The 22385-nt window shown below is 70.2% G+C and carries 21 protein-coding genes; 10 read left to right on the top strand and 11 right to left on the bottom strand.

Annotated elements, in window-relative coordinates; translation table 11 throughout:
- Position 1 precedes the first annotated feature (1 nt).
- Positions 2-961 (bottom strand): AAA family ATPase, encoded by a 960-nt coding sequence (locus C7444_RS02330; RefSeq protein ID WP_375136897.1) that lies wholly within the window; start codon positions 959-961, stop codon positions 2-4.
- A gap of 68 nt (positions 962-1029) precedes the next feature.
- Between C7444_RS02330 and C7444_RS02335 the strand changes: the two genes are divergently transcribed.
- Positions 1030-1965, top strand: coding sequence for a histone deacetylase family protein (locus tag C7444_RS02335; protein ID WP_110399463.1), 936 nt, complete (start codon positions 1030-1032; stop codon positions 1963-1965).
- A gap of 27 nt (positions 1966-1992) precedes the next feature.
- Here the strand turns inward: C7444_RS02335 and C7444_RS02340 are convergent, their stop codons facing one another.
- The 4 genes from C7444_RS02340 to imuA all read right to left on the bottom strand — a co-directional run bounded on the left by C7444_RS02340 (position 1993) and on the right by imuA (position 8788).
- A complete protein-coding gene (locus tag C7444_RS02340; protein WP_110399235.1) occupies positions 1993-2460 on the bottom strand; it encodes a type IV pilin protein in 468 nt (155 codons plus the stop codon).
- 146 nt (positions 2461-2606) lie between these two features.
- Positions 2607-6200: an error-prone DNA polymerase gene (locus C7444_RS02345; RefSeq protein WP_375136900.1), complete on the bottom strand. Its 3594-nt coding sequence runs from the start codon at positions 6198-6200 to the stop codon at positions 2607-2609.
- 286 nt (positions 6201-6486) lie between these two features.
- A complete protein-coding gene (locus C7444_RS02360) occupies positions 6487-8019 on the bottom strand; it encodes a Y-family DNA polymerase (protein WP_170130603.1) in 1533 nt (510 codons plus the stop codon).
- Positions 7952-8788 carry a translesion DNA synthesis-associated protein ImuA gene (imuA, locus tag C7444_RS02365; RefSeq protein ID WP_110399237.1) on the bottom strand — a complete coding sequence of 279 codons (837 nt, stop codon included), beginning with the start codon at positions 8786-8788 and terminating at the stop codon, positions 7952-7954. Before imuA ends, C7444_RS02360 begins: the two co-directional genes overlap by 68 nt.
- A 228-nt stretch (positions 8789-9016) precedes the next feature.
- Between imuA and C7444_RS02370 the strand changes: the two genes are divergently transcribed.
- The 4 genes from C7444_RS02370 to C7444_RS02385 all read left to right on the top strand — a co-directional run bounded on the left by C7444_RS02370 (position 9017) and on the right by C7444_RS02385 (position 12922).
- Positions 9017-9841, top strand: a complete 825-nt coding sequence (locus C7444_RS02370) for a winged helix-turn-helix domain-containing protein (RefSeq protein WP_110399238.1) — start codon at positions 9017-9019, stop codon at positions 9839-9841.
- A 15-nt stretch (positions 9842-9856) separates the two neighbouring features.
- Positions 9857-10711: an EF-hand domain-containing protein gene (locus C7444_RS02375; protein ID WP_110399239.1), complete on the top strand. Its 855-nt coding sequence runs from the start codon at positions 9857-9859 to the stop codon at positions 10709-10711.
- A gap of 112 nt (positions 10712-10823) precedes the next feature.
- A complete protein-coding gene (gene ettA / locus C7444_RS02380) occupies positions 10824-12488 on the top strand; it encodes an energy-dependent translational throttle protein EttA (RefSeq protein ID WP_110399240.1) in 1665 nt (554 codons plus the stop codon).
- A 95-nt stretch (positions 12489-12583) separates the two neighbouring features.
- Positions 12584-12922: a P-II family nitrogen regulator gene (locus tag C7444_RS02385; RefSeq protein ID WP_110399241.1), complete on the top strand. Its 339-nt coding sequence runs from the start codon at positions 12584-12586 to the stop codon at positions 12920-12922.
- Between the two features lie 86 nt (positions 12923-13008).
- Here C7444_RS02385 and C7444_RS02390 read toward each other — a convergent pair whose 3' ends face one another.
- From C7444_RS02390 to C7444_RS02415, 6 genes are all read right to left on the bottom strand, one after another.
- Positions 13009-13614: an LOG family protein gene (locus C7444_RS02390; RefSeq protein ID WP_110399242.1), complete on the bottom strand. Its 606-nt coding sequence runs from the start codon at positions 13612-13614 to the stop codon at positions 13009-13011.
- 65 nt (positions 13615-13679) lie between these two features.
- Positions 13680-14093: a diacylglycerol kinase gene (locus tag C7444_RS02395; RefSeq protein ID WP_110399243.1), complete on the bottom strand. Its 414-nt coding sequence runs from the start codon at positions 14091-14093 to the stop codon at positions 13680-13682.
- A 31-nt stretch (positions 14094-14124) separates the two neighbouring features.
- The gene (locus C7444_RS02400) at positions 14125-14631 is read right to left on the bottom strand and encodes an RDD family protein (RefSeq protein WP_245909372.1); all 507 of its coding nucleotides are present in this window, start codon (positions 14629-14631) and stop codon (positions 14125-14127) included.
- Between the two features lie 9 nt (positions 14632-14640).
- Entirely contained in the window at positions 14641-15411 is a 771-nt protein-coding gene (locus C7444_RS02405) for a DUF3106 domain-containing protein (RefSeq protein WP_110399245.1), read from the bottom strand.
- Positions 15408-15860 (bottom strand): DUF3619 family protein, encoded by a 453-nt coding sequence (locus tag C7444_RS02410; protein WP_110399246.1) that lies wholly within the window; start codon positions 15858-15860, stop codon positions 15408-15410. Before C7444_RS02410 ends, C7444_RS02405 begins: the two co-directional genes overlap by 4 nt.
- A gap of 32 nt (positions 15861-15892) precedes the next feature.
- Entirely contained in the window at positions 15893-16459 is a 567-nt protein-coding gene (locus tag C7444_RS02415; RefSeq protein WP_110399247.1) for an RNA polymerase sigma factor, read from the bottom strand.
- Positions 16460-16750: 291 nt separating this feature from the next.
- Between C7444_RS02415 and C7444_RS02420 the strand changes: the two genes are divergently transcribed.
- From C7444_RS02420 to pssA, 5 genes are all read left to right on the top strand, one after another.
- Positions 16751-18532, top strand: a complete 1782-nt coding sequence (locus C7444_RS02420; protein ID WP_110399248.1) for an acetolactate synthase 3 catalytic subunit — start codon at positions 16751-16753, stop codon at positions 18530-18532.
- Between the two features lie 167 nt (positions 18533-18699).
- On the top strand, positions 18700-19191 hold the full coding sequence (gene ilvN, locus C7444_RS02425; RefSeq protein WP_110399249.1) for an acetolactate synthase small subunit: 492 nt from the start codon (positions 18700-18702) through the stop codon (positions 19189-19191).
- 164 nt (positions 19192-19355) lie between these two features.
- Positions 19356-20372: a ketol-acid reductoisomerase gene (gene ilvC / locus C7444_RS02430; protein WP_110399250.1), complete on the top strand. Its 1017-nt coding sequence runs from the start codon at positions 19356-19358 to the stop codon at positions 20370-20372.
- 205 nt (positions 20373-20577) lie between these two features.
- Entirely contained in the window at positions 20578-21381 is an 804-nt protein-coding gene (locus C7444_RS02435; protein WP_110399251.1) for a class I SAM-dependent methyltransferase, read from the top strand.
- 47 nt (positions 21382-21428) lie between these two features.
- The gene (pssA, locus tag C7444_RS02440) at positions 21429-22271 is read left to right on the top strand and encodes a CDP-diacylglycerol--serine O-phosphatidyltransferase (RefSeq protein ID WP_110399252.1); all 843 of its coding nucleotides are present in this window, start codon (positions 21429-21431) and stop codon (positions 22269-22271) included.
- The last annotated feature ends 114 nt before the right edge of the window (positions 22272-22385 follow it).

Raw genomic sequence — 22385 nt, forward strand, 5'->3', positions numbered from 1 at the left:
GTCAGACCAGGCCGACCGATTCCACCATCGCCTGCAGCTGGGCGCGCCGGCCGCGGCTGGCGCCGCTGCGCACCTGCAGCCGATGGGCCAGCACCGGCACGGCCACGGCCTGCACGTCGGCCGGCGTGGCGTGGGTGCGCTGCTGCAGCAGCGCATGGGCGCGCGCCGCGCGCAGCAGCGCCAGGCCCGCGCGTGGCGACAGGCCGTGCACGAACCATTCGCCCGAGCGGCTGGCCGCCAGCAGCGCCTGGACATGGTCGAGCAGCGCCGGCGCCGCATGCAGCTGCGGCACGAGCTGCTGGGCGGCGACCAGCTCGCTGGCGCTCATCACCGGGGCGAGGTGGCGCAGCATCTCGCGGCGGTCCTCGCCGGCCAGCAGCTCACGCTCGGCGGCGGCGTCGGGATAACCCATCGACAGGCACATCAGGAAGCGGTCGAGCTGGCTCTCGGGCAGCACGAAGGTGCCGAGCTGCTCGGCCGGGTTCTGCGTGGCGATGACGAAGAAGGGCGCGGGCAGCGGGTGGGTCATGCCGTCGAGGCTGACCTGCCGCTCTTCCATCGCCTCGAGCAGCGCGCTCTGGGTGCGCGGCCCGGCCCGGTTGATCTCGTCGGCCAGCAGCACCTGGGCAAAGACCGGCCCTTGATGAAAGACAAAACGTTCCTCGGCGCGCTCGTAGACACTGACTCCGACCAGGTCGCTGGGCATCAGGTCGGCGGTGAACTGCACGCGGCAGAAGTGCAGGCCGAGCGAGACCGCCAGCGCATGCGCCAGCGTGGTCTTGCCCACGCCGGGCAGGTCCTCGAGCAGCAGGTGGCCGCCGGCCAGCAGGCAGGCCAGGCTGCTGCGGATCTGCTCGTCCTTGCCCACGATGACCGTGCTAATCTGCCGATGCAGCTGTTCCAGGCGCCGGACCAGGGCGTCCACGGAGCGTGTCAGCTGCGTGTGATGTGGTGGGCTCATCATGGAGACCATAACCGAACGAGAGAGACAACATGGTCGGCCTGCCGGGCTGCCTGTGTCAAAAGACCATGACGACTGCCTATTTCTCCCATCCCGACTGCCGTGGCCATGACATGGGCGCCGGTCATCCCGAATGTCCGCAGCGGCTCGACGCCATCGAGGACCACCTGCTGGCCACCGGGCTGGACATCGCGCTGACCCGGCGTGACGCGCCGCTGGCCCGGCACCACGACCTGACGCTGGCGCACTCCGAGGGCTATCTGCTCGAGCTCGACGAGTTCCTGCAGCAGGCGGTCGAGACCGGCGAGCACACCGCGATCGACCAGGACACCAACGTCTGCCCCGGCACCCGCCAGGCGATGCTGCGTGCGGCCGGTGCGGCGGTGGCCGCCACCGACGCGGTCATCGACGGCGAGGCGATCAACGCCTTCTGCGCGATCCGTCCGCCCGGCCACCACGCCACCCGCTCGCAGGCCATGGGCTTCTGCTTCTACAACAACGTGTCGATCGCCGCGCGCCATGCGCTGGACGTGCGCGGGCTGGAGCGGGTGGCCATCGTCGACTTCGACGTGCACCACGGCAACGGCACCGAGGACATCGTCGCCGGGGACGAGCGCATCCTGATGGTGAGCTTCTTCCAGGACCAGATCTATCCGTTCAGCGGCGGGGTGCCGATGGGCGAGAACATGGTCAACCTGCCGATCCCGGCCTACACCCGTGGCGGCGAGATCCGCGACCTGATCCGCAGCCAGTGGCTGCCGCGGCTCGAGGAGTTCCGCCCGCAGATGATCTTCATCTCGGCCGGCTTCGATGCCCACCGCGAGGACGAGCTGGGCCAGCTCGGCCTGGTCGAGGCCGACTACGCCTGGATCACGCAGCAGCTGGTCGACGTGGCCGCGCGCCACTGCGGCGGCCGCATCGTCTCCTGCCTGGAAGGTGGCTACTCGCTCAGCTCGCTGGCCCGCAGCGTCGCGGCCCACCTGCGGGTGCTGGCCGGCGTCTGAGGATGCGGTCGAGGTCGCGCCCGGGGCTCAGCACTCGCCGCCCTTGACCACCCAGCAGGCCTTGCTGACGGTGGTGCCGGCGTACTTCGTGGTGCCCTTGGTGCCGGCCTGGTCGAGCGTGTAGACGTAGCCGGTGGTGCGCGGGCCGCTGCCGGTGGCCGTCAGCGTGTAGCCCGCGCTCGTCAGCGCGCAGCCCATCGTGAAATGAGACAGGCCGGTGTTGCTCGGCGGCACGCTGGCGCTGGTCGTGCCGGCGCAGAAGGTGCCGGTGCCGTAGCTGCGCCGGTCCTGGTAGTACTGCTCCATCGTCGCGCGGTAGGCGTTGAGCGCGGCCAGCCCTTCGGCGCTGTCGCCACGGCGCAGGTAGGCGGTGTAGGACGGCAGCGCGAGGGTCGCCAGGATGCCGATGATGGCCACCGCCACCAGCAGCTCGATCAGCGTGAAGCCCGCGGCCGGGCGGGCGGGCGGGGTCGGACGGGCAGGGGTCAGGGTCATGGTGGATGCAGCGGGCGCCGACGGTGCAGGATCGCAGGCCATGATCCTACGTCGAGCCTGCACCCGCTCCTTCGATCGGCCCCGGCCGTTGCCTTTTGAAACCAGCCCCGCCCCGCTGGCCGTGGTGGGAGCCGCCTCGGCGCGCCTCAGTGGAAATCGCGCGAGGCGACCGGCAGCCCGCGCAGCAGCGCGCTGGCGTCGATCAGCCGGCGGGCCAGCAGGTGGGCCACGCCGTCGCGCTGCTGCCAGGTGCCGACCACGGCCAGCAGGCGCGAGCCGATCAGCGCGCGGCGCGCGGCCTCGCGCAGGTCCTTCCAGACGATCACGTTGACCGGGCCGGTCTCGTCCTCCAGCGTGACGAAGACCGTGCCATGGGCCGTGCCGGGCTGCTGGCGGCTGATCACCAGCCCGCAGGCGCGCACGGTCCGGCCGTCGGGGGTGTGCGCGAGCTCGGCGGCCGAGCGCACGCCCTGGCGCGCGAGCCGCGGGCGCAGCAGCGCCACCGGGTGCCGGCGCAGGCTCAGGCCGGTGGCGATGTAGTCCAGGCAGACCGCCTCGCCCTCGGGGGCCGCCGGCAGCACCGGGTCGGGCTCGAGGATGGGGGCGGTCGCGAGCAGGCTGCCCTGGCGCCCCGCGGCCGGGGCGGCCGCCGCCCAGACCTGCTGGCGCCGGTGTCCGGCCAGGCCGTGCAGCGCGTCCGCGCGGGCCAGCGCCTGCAGGTCGGCGGCCTCCAGCCGGGCGCGTCGGGCGAGGTCGGCCACGTCGAGCCAGGGGCCGTCGGCGCGGGCCTGCTCCAGCCGCTCGACCCCGGGCCCGGACAGGCCGGCGACCAGCCGCAGCCCCAGCCGCACGGCCGGGCGCGGGCCGTCGGTGCGGGCCTCGAGCGTGCAGTCCCGCCGGCTGTGGCCCACGTCGATCGGCCGCACCTCGACCCCGTGGCGCCGCGCATCCTGCACCAGCTGCGACGGGCCGTAGAAGCCCATGGGCTGCGAGTTCAGCAGCGCGGCGAGGAAGGCCTCGGGCTCGTGGCATTTCAGCCAGGCGCTGAACCAGGCCAGCAGGGCGAAGCTGCAGGCGTGGCTCTCCGGAAAACCGTATTCGCCGAAGCCCGTGATCTGGCGGAAGATGCCCTCGGCGAAGTCGCGGGCGTAACCCCGCTCGACCATGCCCTCGACCACCTGGTCGTGGTAGCGGTGCACCCCGCCCTGGCGCCGCCAGGAGGCCATCGCGCGGCGCAGGCCGTCGGCGTCACCGGCGCTGAAGCCGGCGGCGATCATGCAGACCTGCATCACCTGCTCCTGGAAGATCGGCACGCCCAGCGTGCGCGCCAGCGCCGCGTCCAGCGCGGGGTAGGGCGAGTCGGCCGCCTCCTTGCCCTGGCGGCGGCGCAGGTAGGGGTGCACCATGCCCCCCTGGATCGGGCCGGGGCGCACGATGGCGACCTCGACCACCAGGTCGTAGAACGTGCCGGGCCGCAGTCGCGGCAGCATGCTCTGCTGCGCCCGGCTCTCGATCTGGAAGGTGCCCACCGTGTCGGCGCGCTGGATCATGCGGTAGGTGGCGGCGTCGTCGCGCGGCAGGTGCTGCAGCGTCCAGGGCTCGAGGCCGGGCCGGTGCGGCGCCGCCTGCCAGGCCGCGACGCTGCGGCCATGCCAGGCGTTGGCCAGGTCCAGGCTCTTGCGCAGCACGGTCAGCATGCCCAGCGCCAGCACGTCGACCTTGAGCAGGCCGAGCGACTCCAGATCGTCCTTGTCCCACTGGATGATGGAGCGCCCGGGCATCGCGGTCGGCTCGATCGGCACCAGCCGCGCCAGCGCGTCGCGGGCGATGACAAAACCGCCGCTGTGCTGCGACAGGTGGCGCGGAAAGCTCAGCAGCGTGGTGCTCAGCTCGATCCAGTGCCGCACCACGGACGCCTGCGGATCGAGCCCCTGCTCGAGCAGACGCTCGGCCATCGCGCCATGGCCGTCGAACCACTGGCAGGACCGGGCCACCGCGGCGACCACCAGCGCATCCAGGCCCAGCGCCCGGCCCACGTCGCGCAGGGCCCCCCGCACGCGGTAGGTCGAGACGGCAGCCGCCAGCGCGGTGCGGTGGCGGCTGTACTTCCGGTAGAGGTACTGGATCACCTCCTCGCGCCGTTCGTGCTCGAAGTCGACGTCGATGTCGGGCGGCTCGCCCCGCTCGCGGCTGATGAAACGCTCGAACAGCAGCGTGCTCCGCGACGGATCGACCTCGGTGATGCCCAGGCAGTAGCAGACCGCGGAGTTGGCCGCCGAGCCCCGCCCCTGGCACAGGATGCCGATGCTGCGGGCGTGCCGCACGATGTCGTGCACCGTCAGGAAAAATGCCTCGTAGCGCAGCTCGGCCACCAGCGCGAGCTCCCGCTCGATCTGCTCGCCCACGGCCGCCGGCATGCCCCCGGGGTGGCGGTGCGGTGGGTAGCGCCGCGCGGCACCGGCCAGCGTCTCGTGGCGCAGCCAGCTGGTGGCGGTGTGGCCGGCGGGCACGATCTCGTCGGGGTATTCGTAGCGCAGCTCGTCGAGGCGGAAACGGCAGCCCCGGGCGATGTGCACCGACTCGGCCAGCCAGGCGGGCGGGTAGAGCTGCGTCAGCGCCAGGCGCGAGCGCACGTGCTGCTCGGCGTTGCGCGCCAGCGCGTGGCCGCAGTCGGCCAGTGGCGTGCGCAGGCCGATGGCCGTCAGCGTGTCCAGCAGCGGCTTGCGCGAGCGCACATGCATGTGCACGTCGCCGACCGCCACCACCGGCACCCCGCTGGCACGGCTGGCGGCCCGCAGCTGCGCACCGTGCAGCATGTCGTCGGCATGCCGCAGCAGGCAGGCGGCCAGCCGGGTGTGTGCGCCGAAGCAGGCCGTCAGCCATGCCAGCTGCCCGATCCAGGTGTCGGGGCCCTGGTCGTGCCCAGGCAGCAGCAGGGCCCAGCAGCCTGGTGCAGGCTCGGTGTCCGTGCCGGAGCCGGAGCCGGAGCCGGAGCTCGTGCTCGTGCTCGTGCTCGTGCTCGTGCTCGTGCTCGTGCTCGTGCTCGTGCTCGTGCTCGTGCTCGTGCTTGGCGCTGATGCTGATGCTGATGCTGATGCTGATGCTGATGCTGATGCTGATGCTGATGCTGATGCTGATGCTGATGCTGATGCTGATGCTGATGGCGCCTCGGCCGGATCGGCGGCCACGGGCATGGCCAGATCGCTCCAGTGCAGCCGGTAGCTTCCCTTGGCGCAGCGGCCCCGCGCCAGCGAGATCAGCCCGCACAGCCAGGCATACCCTTCACGGTGTCGCGCCAGCAGCACGATCCGCCCGGGCTGGTCCGGCCGTCCGGGCGCGCCGATCGCCTCGGCCGCGTCGACCTGCACCACGAACTCGGCGCCGATGATCAGCTGCAGGCCGCGGGCATGCTCGTCATGGCTGGGGCTGGGGCTGGGGCTGGGGCTGGGGCTGGGGCTGGGGCTGGGGCTGGAGCTGGAGCTGGAGCTGGAGCTGGAGCTGGAGCTGGAGCTGGAGCTGGAGCTGGAGCTGGAGCTGGAGCTGGAGCTGGTGTCGGTCGGCGCACTGAGGCGACGGGCTTCTTCATGCGCCCGCACCACCCCCGCGACCGAACATTCGTCGGTGATCGCCAGGGCGGTGTAGCCCAGCGAGGCGGCGCGGCTGACCAGCTCCTCCGCATGCGAGGCCCCGCGCAGGAAGCTGAAGTTGCTGCGGCAGACCAGTTCGGCATAAGCGGGCAGTCCGCTCCGACCGGAACCTGGGCCTGCCGCTGGATCCGATCCTGAGCCTGAGCCTGAGCCTGAGCCTGAGCCTGAGCCTGAGCCTGAGCCTGAGCCTGAGCCTGAGATTTGGCTTGGGCTTGGGCTTGGGCTTGGGCTTGGATTTGGATTTGAATTTGGATGGGCACTGGCACCATGCCGCACTGCTGTTTCCCCGGGGGCGGCCGCGGGGAGGGGACGCCGTGGCGATGCGGGCGGTGGGCAGGGGGTGGCGGGAGGCATGGGACGGGGGGCGCGGGAGGGCCGCTCAGCCGAACAGGCCGTGCAGGAACCAGCGGGGCGGGTGCAGCAGCGGCTCGCCCAGGCGGGCGTGTTCGCGGTAGACCCAGTGCAGCACGCCGTCCTGGCCGAGGGCGACGTGGTAGTCGCGTCGCACCAGGTGGGTGTCGTGCCAGCCGGTCTCGATGCGTTCGGCCCGGGTCAGCAACTGCAGCGGGCGGCCCTGGTGCAGCGGCAGGTCGTCGTGCACGGCCAGGGGCCGGGGCGGGTCGAGCAGCCAGACCGGCCGCGGGGGCGTGGTGGCGCCGGGGGCGGGGTTGGCGGGGTCGTGCCAGTCTTCCGGCGCGATGCGCTGTTCGGCCTTTTCCGGGCGGGCGTCGGCCTGGGGCCTCAGGCGCATCACCCGGTCGTGGCCCAGCCGGGCGCGCAGGCGGTCGATCAGCGTGGCGTGCTCGAGCGTACCGGCCTGCGGATCGGGCAGCAGGCTGCCGGGGCGGCCGGCGTCGGGCACGCCGCGGCCGAGCTCCAGCCGCAGGCTGTCGACGGCAGCGGCCAGCGGCAGGCGCTGCAGGCGTTCGCGCAGCACGGTCAGCAGGTGCCGGGCCTCGCGCGAGGGGGTGGCGAGGTCGATCTCCAGCACCTCGTCGGGCACCTGCCGGCGGGCGCCATGTTCGTGGCGCAGCACCAGCACCAGGCGCTGCGCGGCCAGCCAGCGCAGCGCCAGCCAGCCGCACAGCGCCGTGACCAGCGGCGCGACCGCGGCTTCCAGCGGGGCGACGGATTCCGCCCGGTGCGGCAGCTCGACCGACAGGCTGAAGGCCTGGGGCGCGCTCCACCAGCGGGGCGGGTCGGGGCGTCGGCCTTCGGCGCGGTCCAGCAGCTCCAGCCAGGCACCGGCGCCGCGGCGCTGCAGGCCGGCGCGGGGCAGCTGGTGCAGATCGGCCAGCCGCCGGGCCCCCAGCGCCTGCAGCATCTCCAGGGAACGTCGACCGTGACCGGCCAGTTCGGGCCGATCCAGCGCCAGCAGCGCCTCGAGTCGCAGCGGCTGCAGGTGGCGCCGGGTGCTGGCCAGGCGCAGGCCGTGGTGCGGCCTGCCGGCGGCTTGCCGGGCCAGCAGGCGGGCGGCCAGCGGGGTCGCGGCCAGAGCGCTGCAGGCCTGCACGCCGGCGCCGCGACCCACGGCATGGGCGAGGCGGCGCATCGGGCGCACCCCGCCGAACAGGCGCAGGCTGGCGTGCAGTTCCAGCAGCACGTCGGGCGGCTCCAGCACCAGGGCCGGCGTCAGGACGCCCAGGCTCAGCGCCAGCCGCTCGAGCAGGGCGGTCTCGCGCTCGGGCTGTCGCGCCAGCACCAGGGCCTGCGGGGCCAGCGCCCGTGCGGTGCCCAGGTGCTGGCCGGCCCGCACTCCCAGGGCCTGCGCGGCTGCATCGGCCACCCGCACCTGCTGGCTGCCGTGCTCGCGGTCCCAGACCAGCGCGCCGCGGCCTGCCGCTTCAGGCCGGGACCCGAGCGCGTCCAGCGGCAGCATCGGCAGGTGAAGGCAGAGCCAGAGCGTTTCCATGGGCAGACGGGGTTCGGGGTGCAGGGGTGGGCGGTCGCCCCGCAGGCTGCTGCAGCCGGTGCGCCAGCGGGGCGCCCAGCGAGGCACGCAGGTCCAGCCGCAGCGGCGTGGTCTGGGGCGGGCCGCGCCGCTTGAACACCTGCAGCTCGATCCAGCCCGGTTCGGCGGCCTGCAGCCGCAGCCGCAACGGCGCCGGGGACGATCCGGCCTGCCGCGCACCGGGCCGCAGCACCAGCAGCAGGCCGTCACCGTGCTGGGCGGCCAGGTGCAGGCGGCGCAGCGCCCGCTCGCCCAGGGCCTGCCGGCCGGTGGTGTCGTGGTCATCGGTCCACCAGAGCACGGCGCCGCAGCCGCCCGAGCGCACGGCCTGCTCGGCGGCCCAGGCGGCGTCTTCGGCCCGCTCGGCCTGCACCCACAGCAGGTGGCGGAGCTGCAGCCCCAGGGCCTGCAGGGCCGGGGTGTGGGGGCGGTGGGGCGGGCCGATCCAGGCCAGCTCCCGGCCTTCGGCACCCAGGCGCGCCAGTGCCGGCGCGAGCAGGCGCAGCTCACCCTGGCCGGGGCCGGGCAGCAGCAGCTCGGTCAGCGTGCCACGGGGCCAGCCGCCACCGGGCAGCTCGGCATCGAGGGCCGCATGGCCGGTCGGGCAGGCGGGCCGGACGGGGGCGGCGAACTGGTCGCCGTGCCACAGCGCCGCCCGCACGGCGCCGGGCAGTCCGGCGTCGACGGCCGGTCCGCCTGCGGGTGTCGGGGTGCTGGCCCGCATGTTCATGGTGGATCCCTGAATCCTGTTGAGCTGTATGTTTATACAGTATTTTGACTTGGAGGCGTGAGGGAGAAGGTCCGCACGGGGCGCGAGCCCCCGGTCCGTGAGGCTCTGTTGCTCTCTGGTAAACCCCAGGTAAAGCGCCGGGTTTCAGTGGCGCTGTTCGGCGCCTGGGCGGCCGGGCCGGCCCCGCAGACTCGGTGCCGTGATGTTGAAACGCCGAGGAGTGCAAGGATGAGAACCGGATCTGCCGCGATGGACTGCAGCGGCCGTGTGCTGTGGCTGGGGGCGATGCCCGACGATGCCGAGGGGCCGGTCTGGCAGGCCGGCAGCAGCCATCCGATGGTGTGCGAGAGCGTGCCGCCGCGCTCGGGCAGCCTGTCGCTGCACCATCAGGCGCTGGGTTATCTGCAGGCCTGCGGCATGCAGACCGACTGGCTGCCGGTCTGGCCGACGCTGCGCGAGCTGCCCGCATCGCACGACGTGGTCGTGCTGGCGCTGGGCCGCGGCAATGCCCAGGCGCTGCAGGCCCTGCGCCGCCTCGAGGCCACGCGCGAAGGCGCGACCCCGGCGCCGGTGGTCTGGGTCAGCCGCAGCCCGCAGATCGATGAACGGCTGCTGGCGCTGGAGTCGGGTGCCGATGTCTGCCTCGACTGGCCCGTGCCGGCCCGTGAACTGGCCGCCCGGCTGGGTTCGGTGCTGCGCCGCCGCGTGCGCGCGGACGGTCCTGCCGATGACTCGGCCGTCGAGCACCTGAGCTTCGGCCGCTGGCGGCTGGAGCCGTCGACCCGCCGCCTGGTGGCGCCCACCGGGCTGGTGGTGGTGCTGACGCAGTCCGAGTGCCGGCTGCTGCAGGCGTTCCTGATGCGACCGCGCCGGGTCTTCAGCCGCGATGAGCTGCTCAGCCAGGCGCGGGGGCGGGGCGTCGACGTGATCGACCGCAGCATCGATCTGCTGATCTCGCGCCTGCGCCACAAGCTCGACGACGATCCGCGTGAACCACGCTACATCCACACCGTGCGGGGTGTGGGCTATCTGTTCGACGCCTTCGGCGTCTGAGCCCGGGAGCGACCCATGAGCATCCAGCGCCTCAACACCGGCCGCAGCACCGCGGCGACGGACACGGCGGCCAGCGCCCGCCCGGCCCGTGCCGGCCGCACCGCGGACCGCAGTGCCGCCGTCGCCTTCCCGGCGGAGACGGCCGCGACCTCGGCGGCCGCGGCCACGACGACCACGGCGGCCACCCCCTCCACGAGCTCCGGGGCCACGGCTCCGGGTGCGTCCGGCGCCACGTCCGCCACGCGGGGCGGCCAGCGTCCGGCCCGTGCGTCGCCGCCCTCCGAGTTCAACACCAGCGGGCTGTCGACCACCCGCTTCGCCGCGCAGACCCGGCCGGCTGCTGGCACGACCGCAGCGGCGGGTGCCGGTGCGGTCTCGACGGCCTCGACGGCATCCGGCAGCAGTGCGGCCTCCGGCACCGCGGCGCAGGCGTCCACCGCGGCCACGGCCTCCGGCAGCACCGCCGCGACCACGGCCACGGCCGATCCTTCGGCCGCGACCGAGGCCCGTCGGCGCGCCGAGCTGCTCGACGGCATGGACAGCGACCGCAGCGGCACGGTGAGCGCCGACGAGCTGTCGGCGTTCTCCGAGCGCATGCTCCAGACGATCCAGGAGGGCCTGTCTTCAGGCGCCCTGCAGGCGCCCGCGCCGGCCTCGCCATCGAACGACCTGTTCGCCCGGATCGACCGCGACGGGGACCAGCGCCTGAGCCGCAGTGAATTCGGCGGCCTGCGCGACCGGCTGCAGCAGGAGATCGGCGCGGCCCTCGACCGGCTGGGCGTGGGGGCGTCCACGACGGCAGCCCACCCGTCCACGGACGGGTCCGCGGGGCTGTCCACGGGGGTGCAGAGCGTGAATCTGACGGCCTGAGGCCCGGGGAGGGCGGGGAAGCGGCGACAATATCGGATCGGGCGCACCCTCGCGTCCCTGGCAACCGGTGGCCGTCGTCGCCGTTGCCCTCCTTTGCAGAGCACCACCCAACATGGCCCAATACGTTTTCACCATGAACCGCGTCGGCAAGATCGTGCCGCCGAAGCGGCAGATCCTGAAGGGCGTCTCGCTGTCCTTCTTCCCCGGCGCCAAGATCGGCGTGCTCGGCGTCAACGGTTCGGGCAAGTCGACGCTGCTGAAGATCATGGCCGGCCTCGACCGGGAGATCGAGGGCGAAGCCACCGCGATGCCCGGTCTGAAGATCGGGTATCTGCCCCAGGAGCCTCAGCTCAATCCCGAGCAGACCGTGCGCCAGGCCGTCGAAGAAGGCATCGGTGGCGTGATCGCCGCCAAGCAGCGCCTGGAAGAGGTCTATGCCGCCTACGCCGAGGCCGATGCCGACTTCGACGCGCTGGCTGCCGAGCAGGCCGAGCTGGAGGCCGTGATCGCCGCGGCCGGCAGCGAGAACACCGAGCTGCAGCTCGAGATCGCCGCCGACGCGCTGCGCCTGTCGCCGTGGGATGCCGTGATCGGCAACCTGTCGGGCGGCGAGAAGCGCCGTGTCGCGCTGTGCCGCCTGCTGCTGTCCAAGCCCGACATGCTGCTGCTCGACGAACCCACCAACCACCTGGACGCCGAATCGGTCGAGTGGCTGGAGCACTTCCTGCAACGTTTCTCCGGCACCGTGGTGGCCATCACCCACGATCGTTATTTCCTCGACAACGCCGCCGAGTGGATCCTCGAACTCGACCGGGGCCAAGGCTATCCGTACAAGGGCAACTACTCCGACTGGCTCGAAGGCAAGGAAAAGCGCCTGGAGCAGGAGCAGAAGACCGAGGACGCCCGCGCCAAGGCGATGAAGCAGGAGCTGGAGTGGGTCCGCAAGAACGCCAAGGGCCGCCAGGCCAAGAGCAAGGCGCGTCTGGCCCGCTTCGAGGAGCTGAGCGACGTCGAATACCAGAAGCGCAACGAGACCAACGAGATCTTCATCCCGGTGGCCGAGCGCCTGGGCAATGAAGTGATCGAGTTCGACGGCGTCACCAAGAGCTTCGGCGACCGGGTGCTGATCGACAACCTCAGCTTCAAGGTGCCCGCGGGGGCCATCGTCGGCATCATCGGCCCGAACGGCGCCGGCAAGTCGACGCTGTTCCGCCTGATCCAGGGCGTCGAGAAACCCGACACCGGCGAGGTCAAGATCGGCAAGACCGCGCGCCTGGCCTTCGTCGACCAGAGCCGCCAGAGCCTGGACGACAGCAAGACGGTGTGGCAGGACGTCTCGGGCGGCCTGGACAACATCGTCGTGGGCAAGTTCGTCATGCCCAGCCGTGCCTACATCGGCCGCTTCAACTTCAAGGGCAACGACCAGCAGAAGCTGGTGGGCCAGCTCTCCGGCGGTGAGCGTGGCCGCCTGCACCTGGCCAAGACCCTGGCGCAGGGCGGCAACGTGCTGATGCTCGACGAACCGTCGAACGACCTGGACGTCGAGACCCTGCGCGCGCTGGAAGAGGCGCTGCTGGAGTTCGCCGGCTCGGCCATGGTGATCTCCCACGATCGCTGGTTCCTCGACCGCATCTGCACCCACATCCTGGCAGCCGAAGGCGACTCGCAGTGGGTCTTCTTCGACGGCAACTACCAGGAGTACGAAGCCGACAAGAAGAAGCGACTGGGCGAAGAGGGTGCCCGTCCCAAGCGCTTCCGCTACAAGGCCCTCCGGTGATCCCTCTCCCGCGCTGGCGGCCCGGGTGCAAACCCCGCGCTGCCGGCGGACGGCAAATCGGTTAAATTGATTTCAATCGCATCCGGAGCAAGTTCATGAAACAGATCACCGCTGTCATCAAGCCGTTCAAGCTCGAGGAGGTCCGCGAAGCGCTGGCCGAAGTCGGCGTGACCGGCCTGACCGTCACCGAGGTCAAGGGTTTCGGCCGCCAGAAGGGCCACACCGAGCTGTACCGCGGCGCCGAGTACGTGGTCGACTTCCTGCCGAAGGTGAAGATCGAGGTGGTGGTCAAGACCGTTGACGTCGACCGCTGCGTCGAGGCGATCGTCAAGGCCGCCAAGACCGGCAAGATCGGCGACGGCAAGATCTTCGTCACCTCGGTCGAGCAGGTCATCCGCATCCGCACCGGCGAGACCGACGAAGCGGCCGTCTGATCCGGCGGGTCCGACCCGCCCCATGAAGAAGCCACCGGCCTGTGCCTGGTGGCTTTTTTCATGGCTGGTCGTGGCGTGGGGGCCGTTCAGATCCGGCGGTAGTCGCTCGGCTGTGCCGCGCCCAGGTGCTGCTCCAGGGCCTCGAGCAGGCGCTCGACGTCGCTGGCCACCAGGGGCACGGCCGCCTGGGCGGGGCTGACGAAACCCTGCTCGACCGTGTGGCGCATGAAGGCCAGCAGCGGCTGGTAGTAGCCGCGGGTGTCCAGCAGCGCGATCGGCTTGCGGTGGAAGCCCAGGTGCTGCCAGGTCCAGACCTCGTAGAGCTCCTCGAGTGTGCCGATGCCCCCGGGCAGCGCGACGAAGGCGTCGGCCGCTTCGGCCATCAGGTGCTTGCGCTCGTGCATGGTCTGCACGACCTGCAGCTGCGTCAGGCTGCCGTGGCCCACTTCCAGCTTCAGCAGGTGTTCGGGGATGACCCCCAGCACCGTGCCGCCCGCCTGCAGCGCCGCGTCGGCGACGATGCCCATCAGCCCGACCTTGCCGCCACCGTAGACCAGGCGCCAGCCACGCCGGCCGATGGCCTCGCCCAGTGCCCGGGCCGCCGCTGCGTAGGCCGGATCCGCGCCGTCGCGGGAGCCGCAGTAGACGCAGATGGAGGTCGGGCGGGGGGACGGGTTCGGCGAGGTGGACATGGCGGACGGTCGGCCTGGAAGACGCCCGGCGGGCGCGGGATCGGCATCATGCCACCGCAGGGGGCTCAGGCCGGGATCAGGGAGCGCAGATCCCCCAGCAGGCGTGGCCACTCGGCGCAGAGCGCACCCAGCCAGACCATGCCGCACAGCAGCAGCGACAGCAGCACGGCGGCACTGCCGAAGTCCTTGGCCCGCTTGGCCAGGTCGTGCAGCTCGAAGGAGATCCGGTCGACCGTGGCCTCGACGGCCGAGTTCAGCAGCTCGACCACCAGCACCAGCAGCACGCTGCCGGCCAGCAGGGCGATCTCCACCCAGGTGCGGCCGACCCAGAAGGCCAGCGGCAGCAGCAGCACGGTCAGCCAGGTCTCCTGGCGGAAGGCGCTCTCGCCGCGGTAGGCCGCGATCAGGCCTTCGATCGAATAGCCGAGCGCGTGCCGGATGCGGTCCAGGCCGGTGCGGCCTTTGTGGGGGTTCGACATGGCGGCGATTGTGCCCGTCGAATCTGTCAGTTCATCGGGTGGGCCTGGCCGGTCGGGGGGCCGGGCGGTGCAGCTCCAGCCGGGTGCCGGCGAGCCGGTCGTGCAGGAACTGCCGCCCGGGCAGGACCAGCGTCAGCAGCACGTAGGCCAGCATGCCGATGCCCAGGGCCGTCCAGATCGGGCCGCTCTCATGCCAGCCGTTCAGACCGATCACCAGCAGCGACGGCGCGAACCACAGCCAGCTGAGCAGGTAGCGCCCGAGGGCCCGTCCGGTGGAGGGCGGGGCGCCGTCGGGGCCCACCACCCGGATGTGCCAGGCCTTCATCGCCACCGTCTGCCCGCCATGGGTCCAGAACCAGACGAAGTACAGGCCGAGCACGGCCAGCAGGAAGAGCTGCAGGCCACCGCGCCAGCTCAGCGCGTGGCGCTGGTCCGCCAGCAGGGCGAAGACCAGGCCTGCCGCCATCGTCACGCCGAACAGGACCACACCTTCGTAGACGAGCGCGGCGAACCGCCGTTTCAGGGACGGAACGGACATCATCGGCACTCAGTTCCTGCTGCGGGCGGAGGGAGGGGTGGCGGCTGCGCCCTGCGGGCCTCGCAGCGGCAGCAGCGTGTGGACGTTGATGAATTCGGGCGAGACCATGATCTTGGGCATGCCGGCCTGCTGGTGGCGCGGGGTGATCGTCTCTTCGTTGATGCGGCGCGTGCTGGCGCCGACGCTGGCCTGGACCAGGCCGGGGCCGACCGCCCGGTTGCGCACGCCGCTGCGGGGCGAGGTCTCGATCAGGTTGTTCTTGGGCTGGACCTTGCCCAGGTTCGCGCTGGCCGGATGGCCCGACGGTGGCAGGGCCTGCTGGCGCTCGGCGGCGCGGCGGGTCAGCTCCCGGCGCTGTTCCTCGGGCAGCGCCTGATAGGCCTCCCAGCGTGCCTGTCGTTCGGCCGAGGGCAGGACCTTGACCTCGCCGAACTGGATCCGGGCGGTGCTGCGTTCGGCGGTGCTCAGGTCGGTCCAGGCGAGCATGCGCTCGCGCATGCGTGCCTGCTGGGCCGGGGACAGGCGGGGATATTGCTGCGCCACGTTCAGCCATTTCTGCTTGCGCGCCGCGTCGAACTGCGCCCAGCGCGGCTCCAGCGGTTCCAGGATGTGCTGGTCACGCGCCGACAGCTCGGTCCAGGCCGGTCCGCCCCAGGTCGAGGCGCTTGCACCGCCCACGGCCAGGGCCGCGCACAGGACCAGGCCTCGCAGCAGCACGGTGGTCACGACCCTCCAGACCCTGGCCAGGGTGGACGGACGACGGGCCAGGAAAGGCTTCATTGCAGCGAGTTGCCCGGGGGGGATTGCAGGAACTCGGCAAAGCCGGGGTCGCTGTAGGCGTCGGGGGGCAGGTCGTCGCCGAGCAGGGCCACGTCGATGTCGGCGGCGGCCGACAGCTCCTCCTGCTGCTGCCATTCCGAGGCGGCCAGCAGGCCGAGCACCAGCAGCACCGCCGGGATGATCGACACCAGCCTCAGCCACCACGGGTCACCCTGCCGGCCCTGCCAGCCCAGCCCGGCCACGCCACCCGACAGGTTCAGGCGAGGACTGGCCTCGGCGCTCACCGGGTGGCGCCTGGTGGACAGCGCCCGGGAGCGGGCCTGAGCCACCGCCTGCTGTCGTGCGACGCGCAGGCGCTCGGAGATGTCGTGCGGCAGGTCCTGGGCCGCCATGCTCAGGTGGGCGGCCACCTTCAGCCCGAACCGGGCTTCCAGGATCTCGCTGTCCATCGATGTGTCTTGTGTGTGTGTCACGACGCGGTTCACAGTGAAATTCCTCGTGCTCGCAATGCCTTGGCCAGTGCATGGACCGCCCGTGAGCAGTGTGTCTTCACACTGCCTTCGGAGCACCCCATGGCACTGGCGGTTTCGGCGACGTCGAGTTCCTCCCAGTAACGCATCAGGAAGGCCTCCCGTTGACGGTTCGGCAATTTCTCGACTTCCTGCTCGATCTGGAGCAAGGCCTGCACCCGTTCGTAGGATTGAGCGGCACTTTCTTCGCCCATGCTGCCGTTCTGGGTCGACAGCATCTCCAGCAGGTCGAAGTCCGGATCCCCGCTGCGCGCCTCGATGTCGGAGAAGTTCACTTCCGCGGCCTGCTTGACCTTGCGGTGGCGGAACCAGTCCATCGTCGCGTTCGAGAGGATGCGCTGGAACAGCATCGGCCATTCGGCCGGCGGCCGATCGGCGTAGCGGTTGGCCAGGCGGATCATCGCGTCCTGCACGATGTCGAGCGCGGCCTCGTCGTCGCGCACCGCATAGACGGTGCGCTTGAACGCGCGCTTCTCGACACTTTGAAGGAAATCGGACAGGTCGTTGTCTGCAGCCAAGGGGGAGGGTCGTTCAGCAGCCCGGTGGTGGGGGAGGCGATTATGCATTGTGGTGCCCGGCGCACAGCCGAGGGGCACCGCCCGGGGGCATTCCCTCGTGTTAGTGCAATAATGTGCGCCCCGTACACCGTACGGGTCTGGTCTCAATCGGTCGTCCGACCCCGGACGCCGCCGTTTCTGACCGCGCAGGCTCCGAGTCCGCCCCACGAGGGCGAGTCCGTCACTGGCGAGTGAAGGGCGCGAGGAGGAGCACCGATCGATTTTCGTCAGAGAAAACCCGAAAGGTTCAACATGGACATGTCTGCCGCGGAACACAAGCGTGCCGCATCGGCACAAGCCTCCCGCGATACAGCTTCCGCTCCCGAGCTCAACGGCTCGGAAATCCTCGTGCGCTGCCTGCAGGCCGAGAACGTCGAGTTCATCTGGGGTTACCCCGGCGGCTCGGTGCTCTACATCTACGATGCGCTCTACAAGCAGGAGACCATCCAGCACGTGCTGGTGCGCCATGAACAGGCGGCCGTGCACGCGGCCGATGGTTATGCGCGTGCCACCGGCAACGTCGGCGTGGCCCTGGTGACCTCGGGTCCGGGCGTGACGAATGCCGTGACCGGCATCGCCACGGCCTACATGGACTCGATCCCGATGGTCATCGTCACCGGTCAGGTGCCCACGGCCGCCATCGGTCTGGATGCCTTCCAGGAGTGCGACACCGTCGGCATCACCCGCCCGATCGTCAAGCACAACTTCCTGGTCAAGGACGTGCGTGACCTGGCCGCGACGCTGAAGAAGGCCTTCCACATCGCGCGCACCGGTCGTCCGGGCCCGGTCGTGGTCGACATCCCCAAGGACGTCTCGCTGAACCGGACCGCGTTCCACTATCCCGAGACGGTGGAGATGCGTTCGTACAACCCGGTGCGCAAGGGCCATGGCGGTCAGATCCGCAAGGCCGTGCAGCTGCTGCTGAGCGCCAAGCGCCCGTACATCTACACCGGTGGTGGCGTGATCCTGGGCAACGCGTCGGCCGAGCTGCGCGAGCTGGCCGACCTGCTGGGTTATCCGGTCACCAACACGCTGATGGGCCTGGGCGCGATGCCGGCGACCGATCCGCGTTTCCTGGGCATGCTCGGCATGCACGGCACCTACGAGGCCAACATGACCATGCAGCACTGCGACGTGCTGCTGGCCGTGGGTGCACGCTTCGACGACCGCGTGATCGGCAACCCGAAGCACTTCGCCTCGGTGGAGCGCAAGATCATCCATGTCGACATCGATCCGTCGTCGATCTCCAAGCGTGTCAAGGTCGACATCCCGATCGTCGGCGACGTGAAGGACGTGCTGCAGGAGCTGATCGTGCAGATCCGCGAGTCGCAGCAGCGTGCCGCACCGGCCGACCTGAACGCCTGGTGGTCGCAGATCGCCGACTGGCGCCGTCGCGAGTGCCTGAACTTCAAGAACTCCGACGAGGTCATCAAGCCGCAGCACGTGGTGCAGACCCTGTGGGAGCTCACGCGCGGCACCGATTGTTACGTCACCTCGGACGTCGGCCAGCACCAGATGTGGGCCGCGCAGTACTACCGCTTCGACGAGCCGCGCCGCTGGATCAACTCCGGCGGCCTGGGCACGATGGGCGTGGGCCTGCCCTACGCGATGGGCATCAAGCTGGCCAAGCCGGACGCGGACGTGTTCTGCATCACCGGCGAGGGTTCCATCCAGATGAACATCCAGGAGCTCTCGACCTGCCAGCAGTACCGCACGCCGGTCAAGATCATCGCGCTGAACAACCGCTACCTGGGCATGGTGAGGCAGTGGCAGGAACTGGACTACCAGGGCCGCTACTCCAGCAGCTACATGGAAGCGCTGCCCGACTTCGTCAAGCTGGCCGAGTCCTATGGCCACGTCGGCATCAAGATCGAGCGGCCTTCCGAGGTCGAGCCTGCGCTCAAGGAGCTGATCCGCCTGAAGGACCGCACCGTCTTCCTCGACGTGCGCACCGACCAGACCGAAAACGTCTGGCCGATGGTCAAGGCCGGCAAGGGCATCTCGGAGATGCTGCTGGGTTCCGAGGACCTGTGATCGAGCCGGGATCCGGCGGCCGGGGCGGTTACCGCTGCCCCGGCCGGCCGGATCCAGCTCCTGCACAGGCAAGCCGTCCGCCTTTTTCCTGTCCCCGAGTTGAACCTTCGCACCCAGGCGCTGCCGGTTACCGCCGGCCGCGTGAGGGGTGTGTCGTGGAGAACCGCATGAAACACATCATTGCCCTGCTGCTCGAGAACGAGCCCGGCGCGCTGTCGCGCGTGGTCGCGCTGTTTTCGGCCCGTGGCTACAACATCGAGAGCCTGACGGTCGCGCCGACCGAGGACGCCTCGCTGTCGCGCATGACCATCGTCACCTCCGGCTCCGACGACGTGATCGAGCAGATCACCAAGCACCTGAACCGCCTCATCGAGGTGGTCAAGGTCGTCGACCTGACCGAGGGCAGCTTCACCGCCCGTGAGCTCATGCTCATCAAGGTGCGTGCCGTCGGCAAGGAGCGCGAGGAGATGACCCGCATGGCCGACATCTTCCGCGGCCGCATCATCGACGTGACCGACAAGACCTACACCATCGAGCTGACGGGTGACTCCGACAAGCTCGACGCCTTCATCCAGGCCATCGACGCCACGGCCATCCTGGAGACGGTGCGAACCGGCACCAGCGGCATCGGTCGCGGCGAGCGCATCCTGCGCGTCTGACCTGCACCCACGGCGTGCGCCCTCACGGGTGCGCGCCGGCCCCCGAGGGGGTGGGAAACCTGTTCTGGGGCGGCTCGGCGACAGGTTTCTGGTGGGGTCCTCCGTGACCTGCCAGCCCTCTGTTCATCTGCCATTGCCCCGCGATTCATTCGAGAGAGAAGACCATGAAGGTTTATTACGACAAGGACGCCGATCTGTCCCTCATCAAGGGCAAGAACGTCACCATCATCGGCTACGGCTCGCAAGGCCATGCCCACGCCCAGAACCTGAACGACTCGGGCGTCAAGGTCACCGTCGGCCTGCGCAAGGGTGGCGCTTCCTGGGCCAAGGCCGAGAACGCCGGCCTGAAGGTCGCCGAGATCGCCGACGCGGTGAAGTCGGCCGACGTGGTCATGATCCTGCTGCCCGACGAGCAGATCGCCACCGTCTACAACGCCGAAGTGGCCCCGAACCTGAAGGAAGGCGCTTCGCTGGCCTTCGCCCACGGCTTCAACGTGCACTACGGCCAGGTCGTGCCGCGTGCCGACATCGACGTGTGGATGGTCGCCCCCAAGGCCCCGGGCCACACCGTGCGCGGCACCTACACCCAGGGTGGCGGCGTGCCGCACCTGATCGCCGTCTACCAGGACAAGACCGGCCGTGCCCGTGACCTGGCCCTGAGCTACGCGGCTGCCAACGGCGGCGGCAAGGCCGGCATCATCGAGACCAACTTCCGCGAAGAGACCGAGACCGACCTGTTCGGCGAGCAGGCCGTGCTGTGCGGCGGTGCCGTCGAGCTGATCAAGGCTGGTTTCGAGACGCTGGTGGAAGCCGGCTACGCTCCGGAGATGGCCTACTTCGAGTGCCTGCACGAACTCAAGCTGATCGTGGACCTGATCTACGAAGGCGGCATCGCCAACATGAACTACTCCATCTCGAACAACGCCGAGTATGGTGAGTACGTGACCGGCCCGCGCGTGGTGACCGAAGACACCAAGAACGCGATGCGCCAGTGCCTGAAGGACATCCAGACCGGCGAATACGCCAAGTCCTTCATCCTCGAGAACAAGGCCGGTGCCCCGACCCTGATCTCGCGTCGCCGCCTGACCGAAGAGCACCAGATCGAGGTGGTCGGTGCCAAGCTGCGCGACATGATGCCCTGGATCAAGGCCAACAAGCTGGTCGACAAGAGCCGCAACTGATCGGATGGCCGTCCCGCAGGCCCGACCGGCCTGCGGGACACTGCTGGATGATCAGGATTGAGGACCAAGAGGCAGCCTGCGGGCTGCCTTTTTCATGGGTGTTCCGTCCTGACCTCGTCGAGCGTCAGGGTGGTGGCGGGTGGGTGCGGGTTCGTCGCGATCCGGGGTGAACCAATGTAAACAATTGTATCTAAGCCGGACGTCCATGTCCTGCCTTCACGCCACCATGCTGCCTGCGCCGACCTCCCGCGACCCCTGGAAAGACCTCTACAGCAGCGACGATTTTGTCCGCTACTACGCCGGCAAGACGCTGCTGCAGCGCCCGGAGCAGGTCATCCTCGATCACCTGGCCGGTGCGCTGCACGGGGCTGACGTGCTCGATCTGGGCGTGGGCGGAGGGCGCACGACGCCTCACCTGGCGCGACGGTGCCGGCGTTATGTCGGGGTCGACTACGCGGCGCCGATGGTCGAGGCCTGCCGGAAGCGGTTCGCGGCGCTGAGCCTGGAGCGGGACGTGCGGTTCGAGGTCGCCGAGGCGCGTGAGCTGCCCTTTGCGCAGGCGTCTTTCGATGTCGTGGTGTTCAGCTTCAACGGGCTGGACGTGGTCGACCGGATCGATCGCCTGCGGGCGCTGGCCGAGTGTCGGCGCGTGCTGCGGCCCGGCGGCTTGTTCGTGCATTCCTCCCACAACCTGAACTGGACCGAACGTCGCCGGGCCATCGGCTGGAGCGGCTGGCGGGCCACCTGGGAGGCCTGGCGCTTCTGGTCGATGGTCCGGCGGCTCAATGCCGATCGCTGGCCGTTCCACGGCGAGTCGCTGATGGAGCTGATCGACGACGAGCGTGGTGCCCGGACCTGCTACGTGCGACCGGGCGCGCATCTGGCTCAATTGCAGGCGAGCGGGTTCACCCCGGTGGAGGCCTTCGATCTCGAGGGGCGGCGTGCCGCTGATGCGGCGGCGCTGGGCCGGCTGTCCGACCCCTGGATCTACTACCTTTGCCGAGGCTGAGCACGGTCGCGCGGCGGGTGGGCGGGCAGGTTCGCGATAATCGGGTCATGAACGATCCCATCCCACGCAATCATCTCGACGACGAGGATGACCTGGAGGGGCCTGCGCCCACCCGTCCGCGCCGCAAAGGCATCTACATCCTGCCCAACCTGTTCACGCTGGCCGCGTTGTTCGGGGGCTTCTTCGCCATCGTGATGGCCATGAACGGCCGCTTCGATCAGGCCGCGATCGGCATCTTCTGCGCGATGGTGCTCGACAGCCTGGACGGGCGGGTCGCGCGCATGACCAACACGCAGAGCGCCTTCGGCGAACAGATGGACAGCCTGTCGGACATGGTCTCGTTCGGCGCCGCCCCGGCGCTGATCGTCTACGAATGGGCGCTCAAGGGCCTGGGCAAGATGGGCTGGATCGCGGCCTTCGTCTACTGCTCCGGTGCGGCGCTGCGCCTGGCGCGCTTCAACACCAACATCGGCGTCGTCGACAAGCGCTTCTTCCAGGGCCTGCCCAGTCCGGCCGCCGCGGCCCTGGTGGTCGGCCTGATCTGGGTGATGGACGATGTCGGCTTCAGGCCTGCGGGGCAGGGTGACTGGCTCACCTGGCTGGCCTTCGGCCTGACGCTCTACTCGGGCCTGACCATGGTCACCAACGTGCCGTTCTACAGCTTCAAGGACGTGAGCTTCAAGCGCTCGGTGCCTTTCATCGTCATCGTGGCGATCGCGCTGGGCATCGCGGTGATCACGCTGCACCCGCCGCTGGTGCTGTTCGGCGTGTTCATGGTGTACGGCCTGTCGGGTTATGCGGTCTACGGCTTCAAGCGGGCCAAGGGTCGACCGGTGAGCGTCATCGCGACGTCCACCGACGAGCCCGACGAAGAGGGCCTGCACCGTTGAGGCCTGATCCTGCGTGATATAGTGTTTCGATGACTTTTTCGTTCAGCCCCCTTTCGCTACTGCTGCTAGGAGCTCCTCGGGCGCGCTGATCAGTCACATCTGTACCCTTTGTGG

Source organism: Sphaerotilus hippei (assembly GCF_003201595.1).
Classification (GTDB): Bacteria; Pseudomonadota; Gammaproteobacteria; order Burkholderiales; family Burkholderiaceae_C; genus Sphaerotilus; species Sphaerotilus hippei.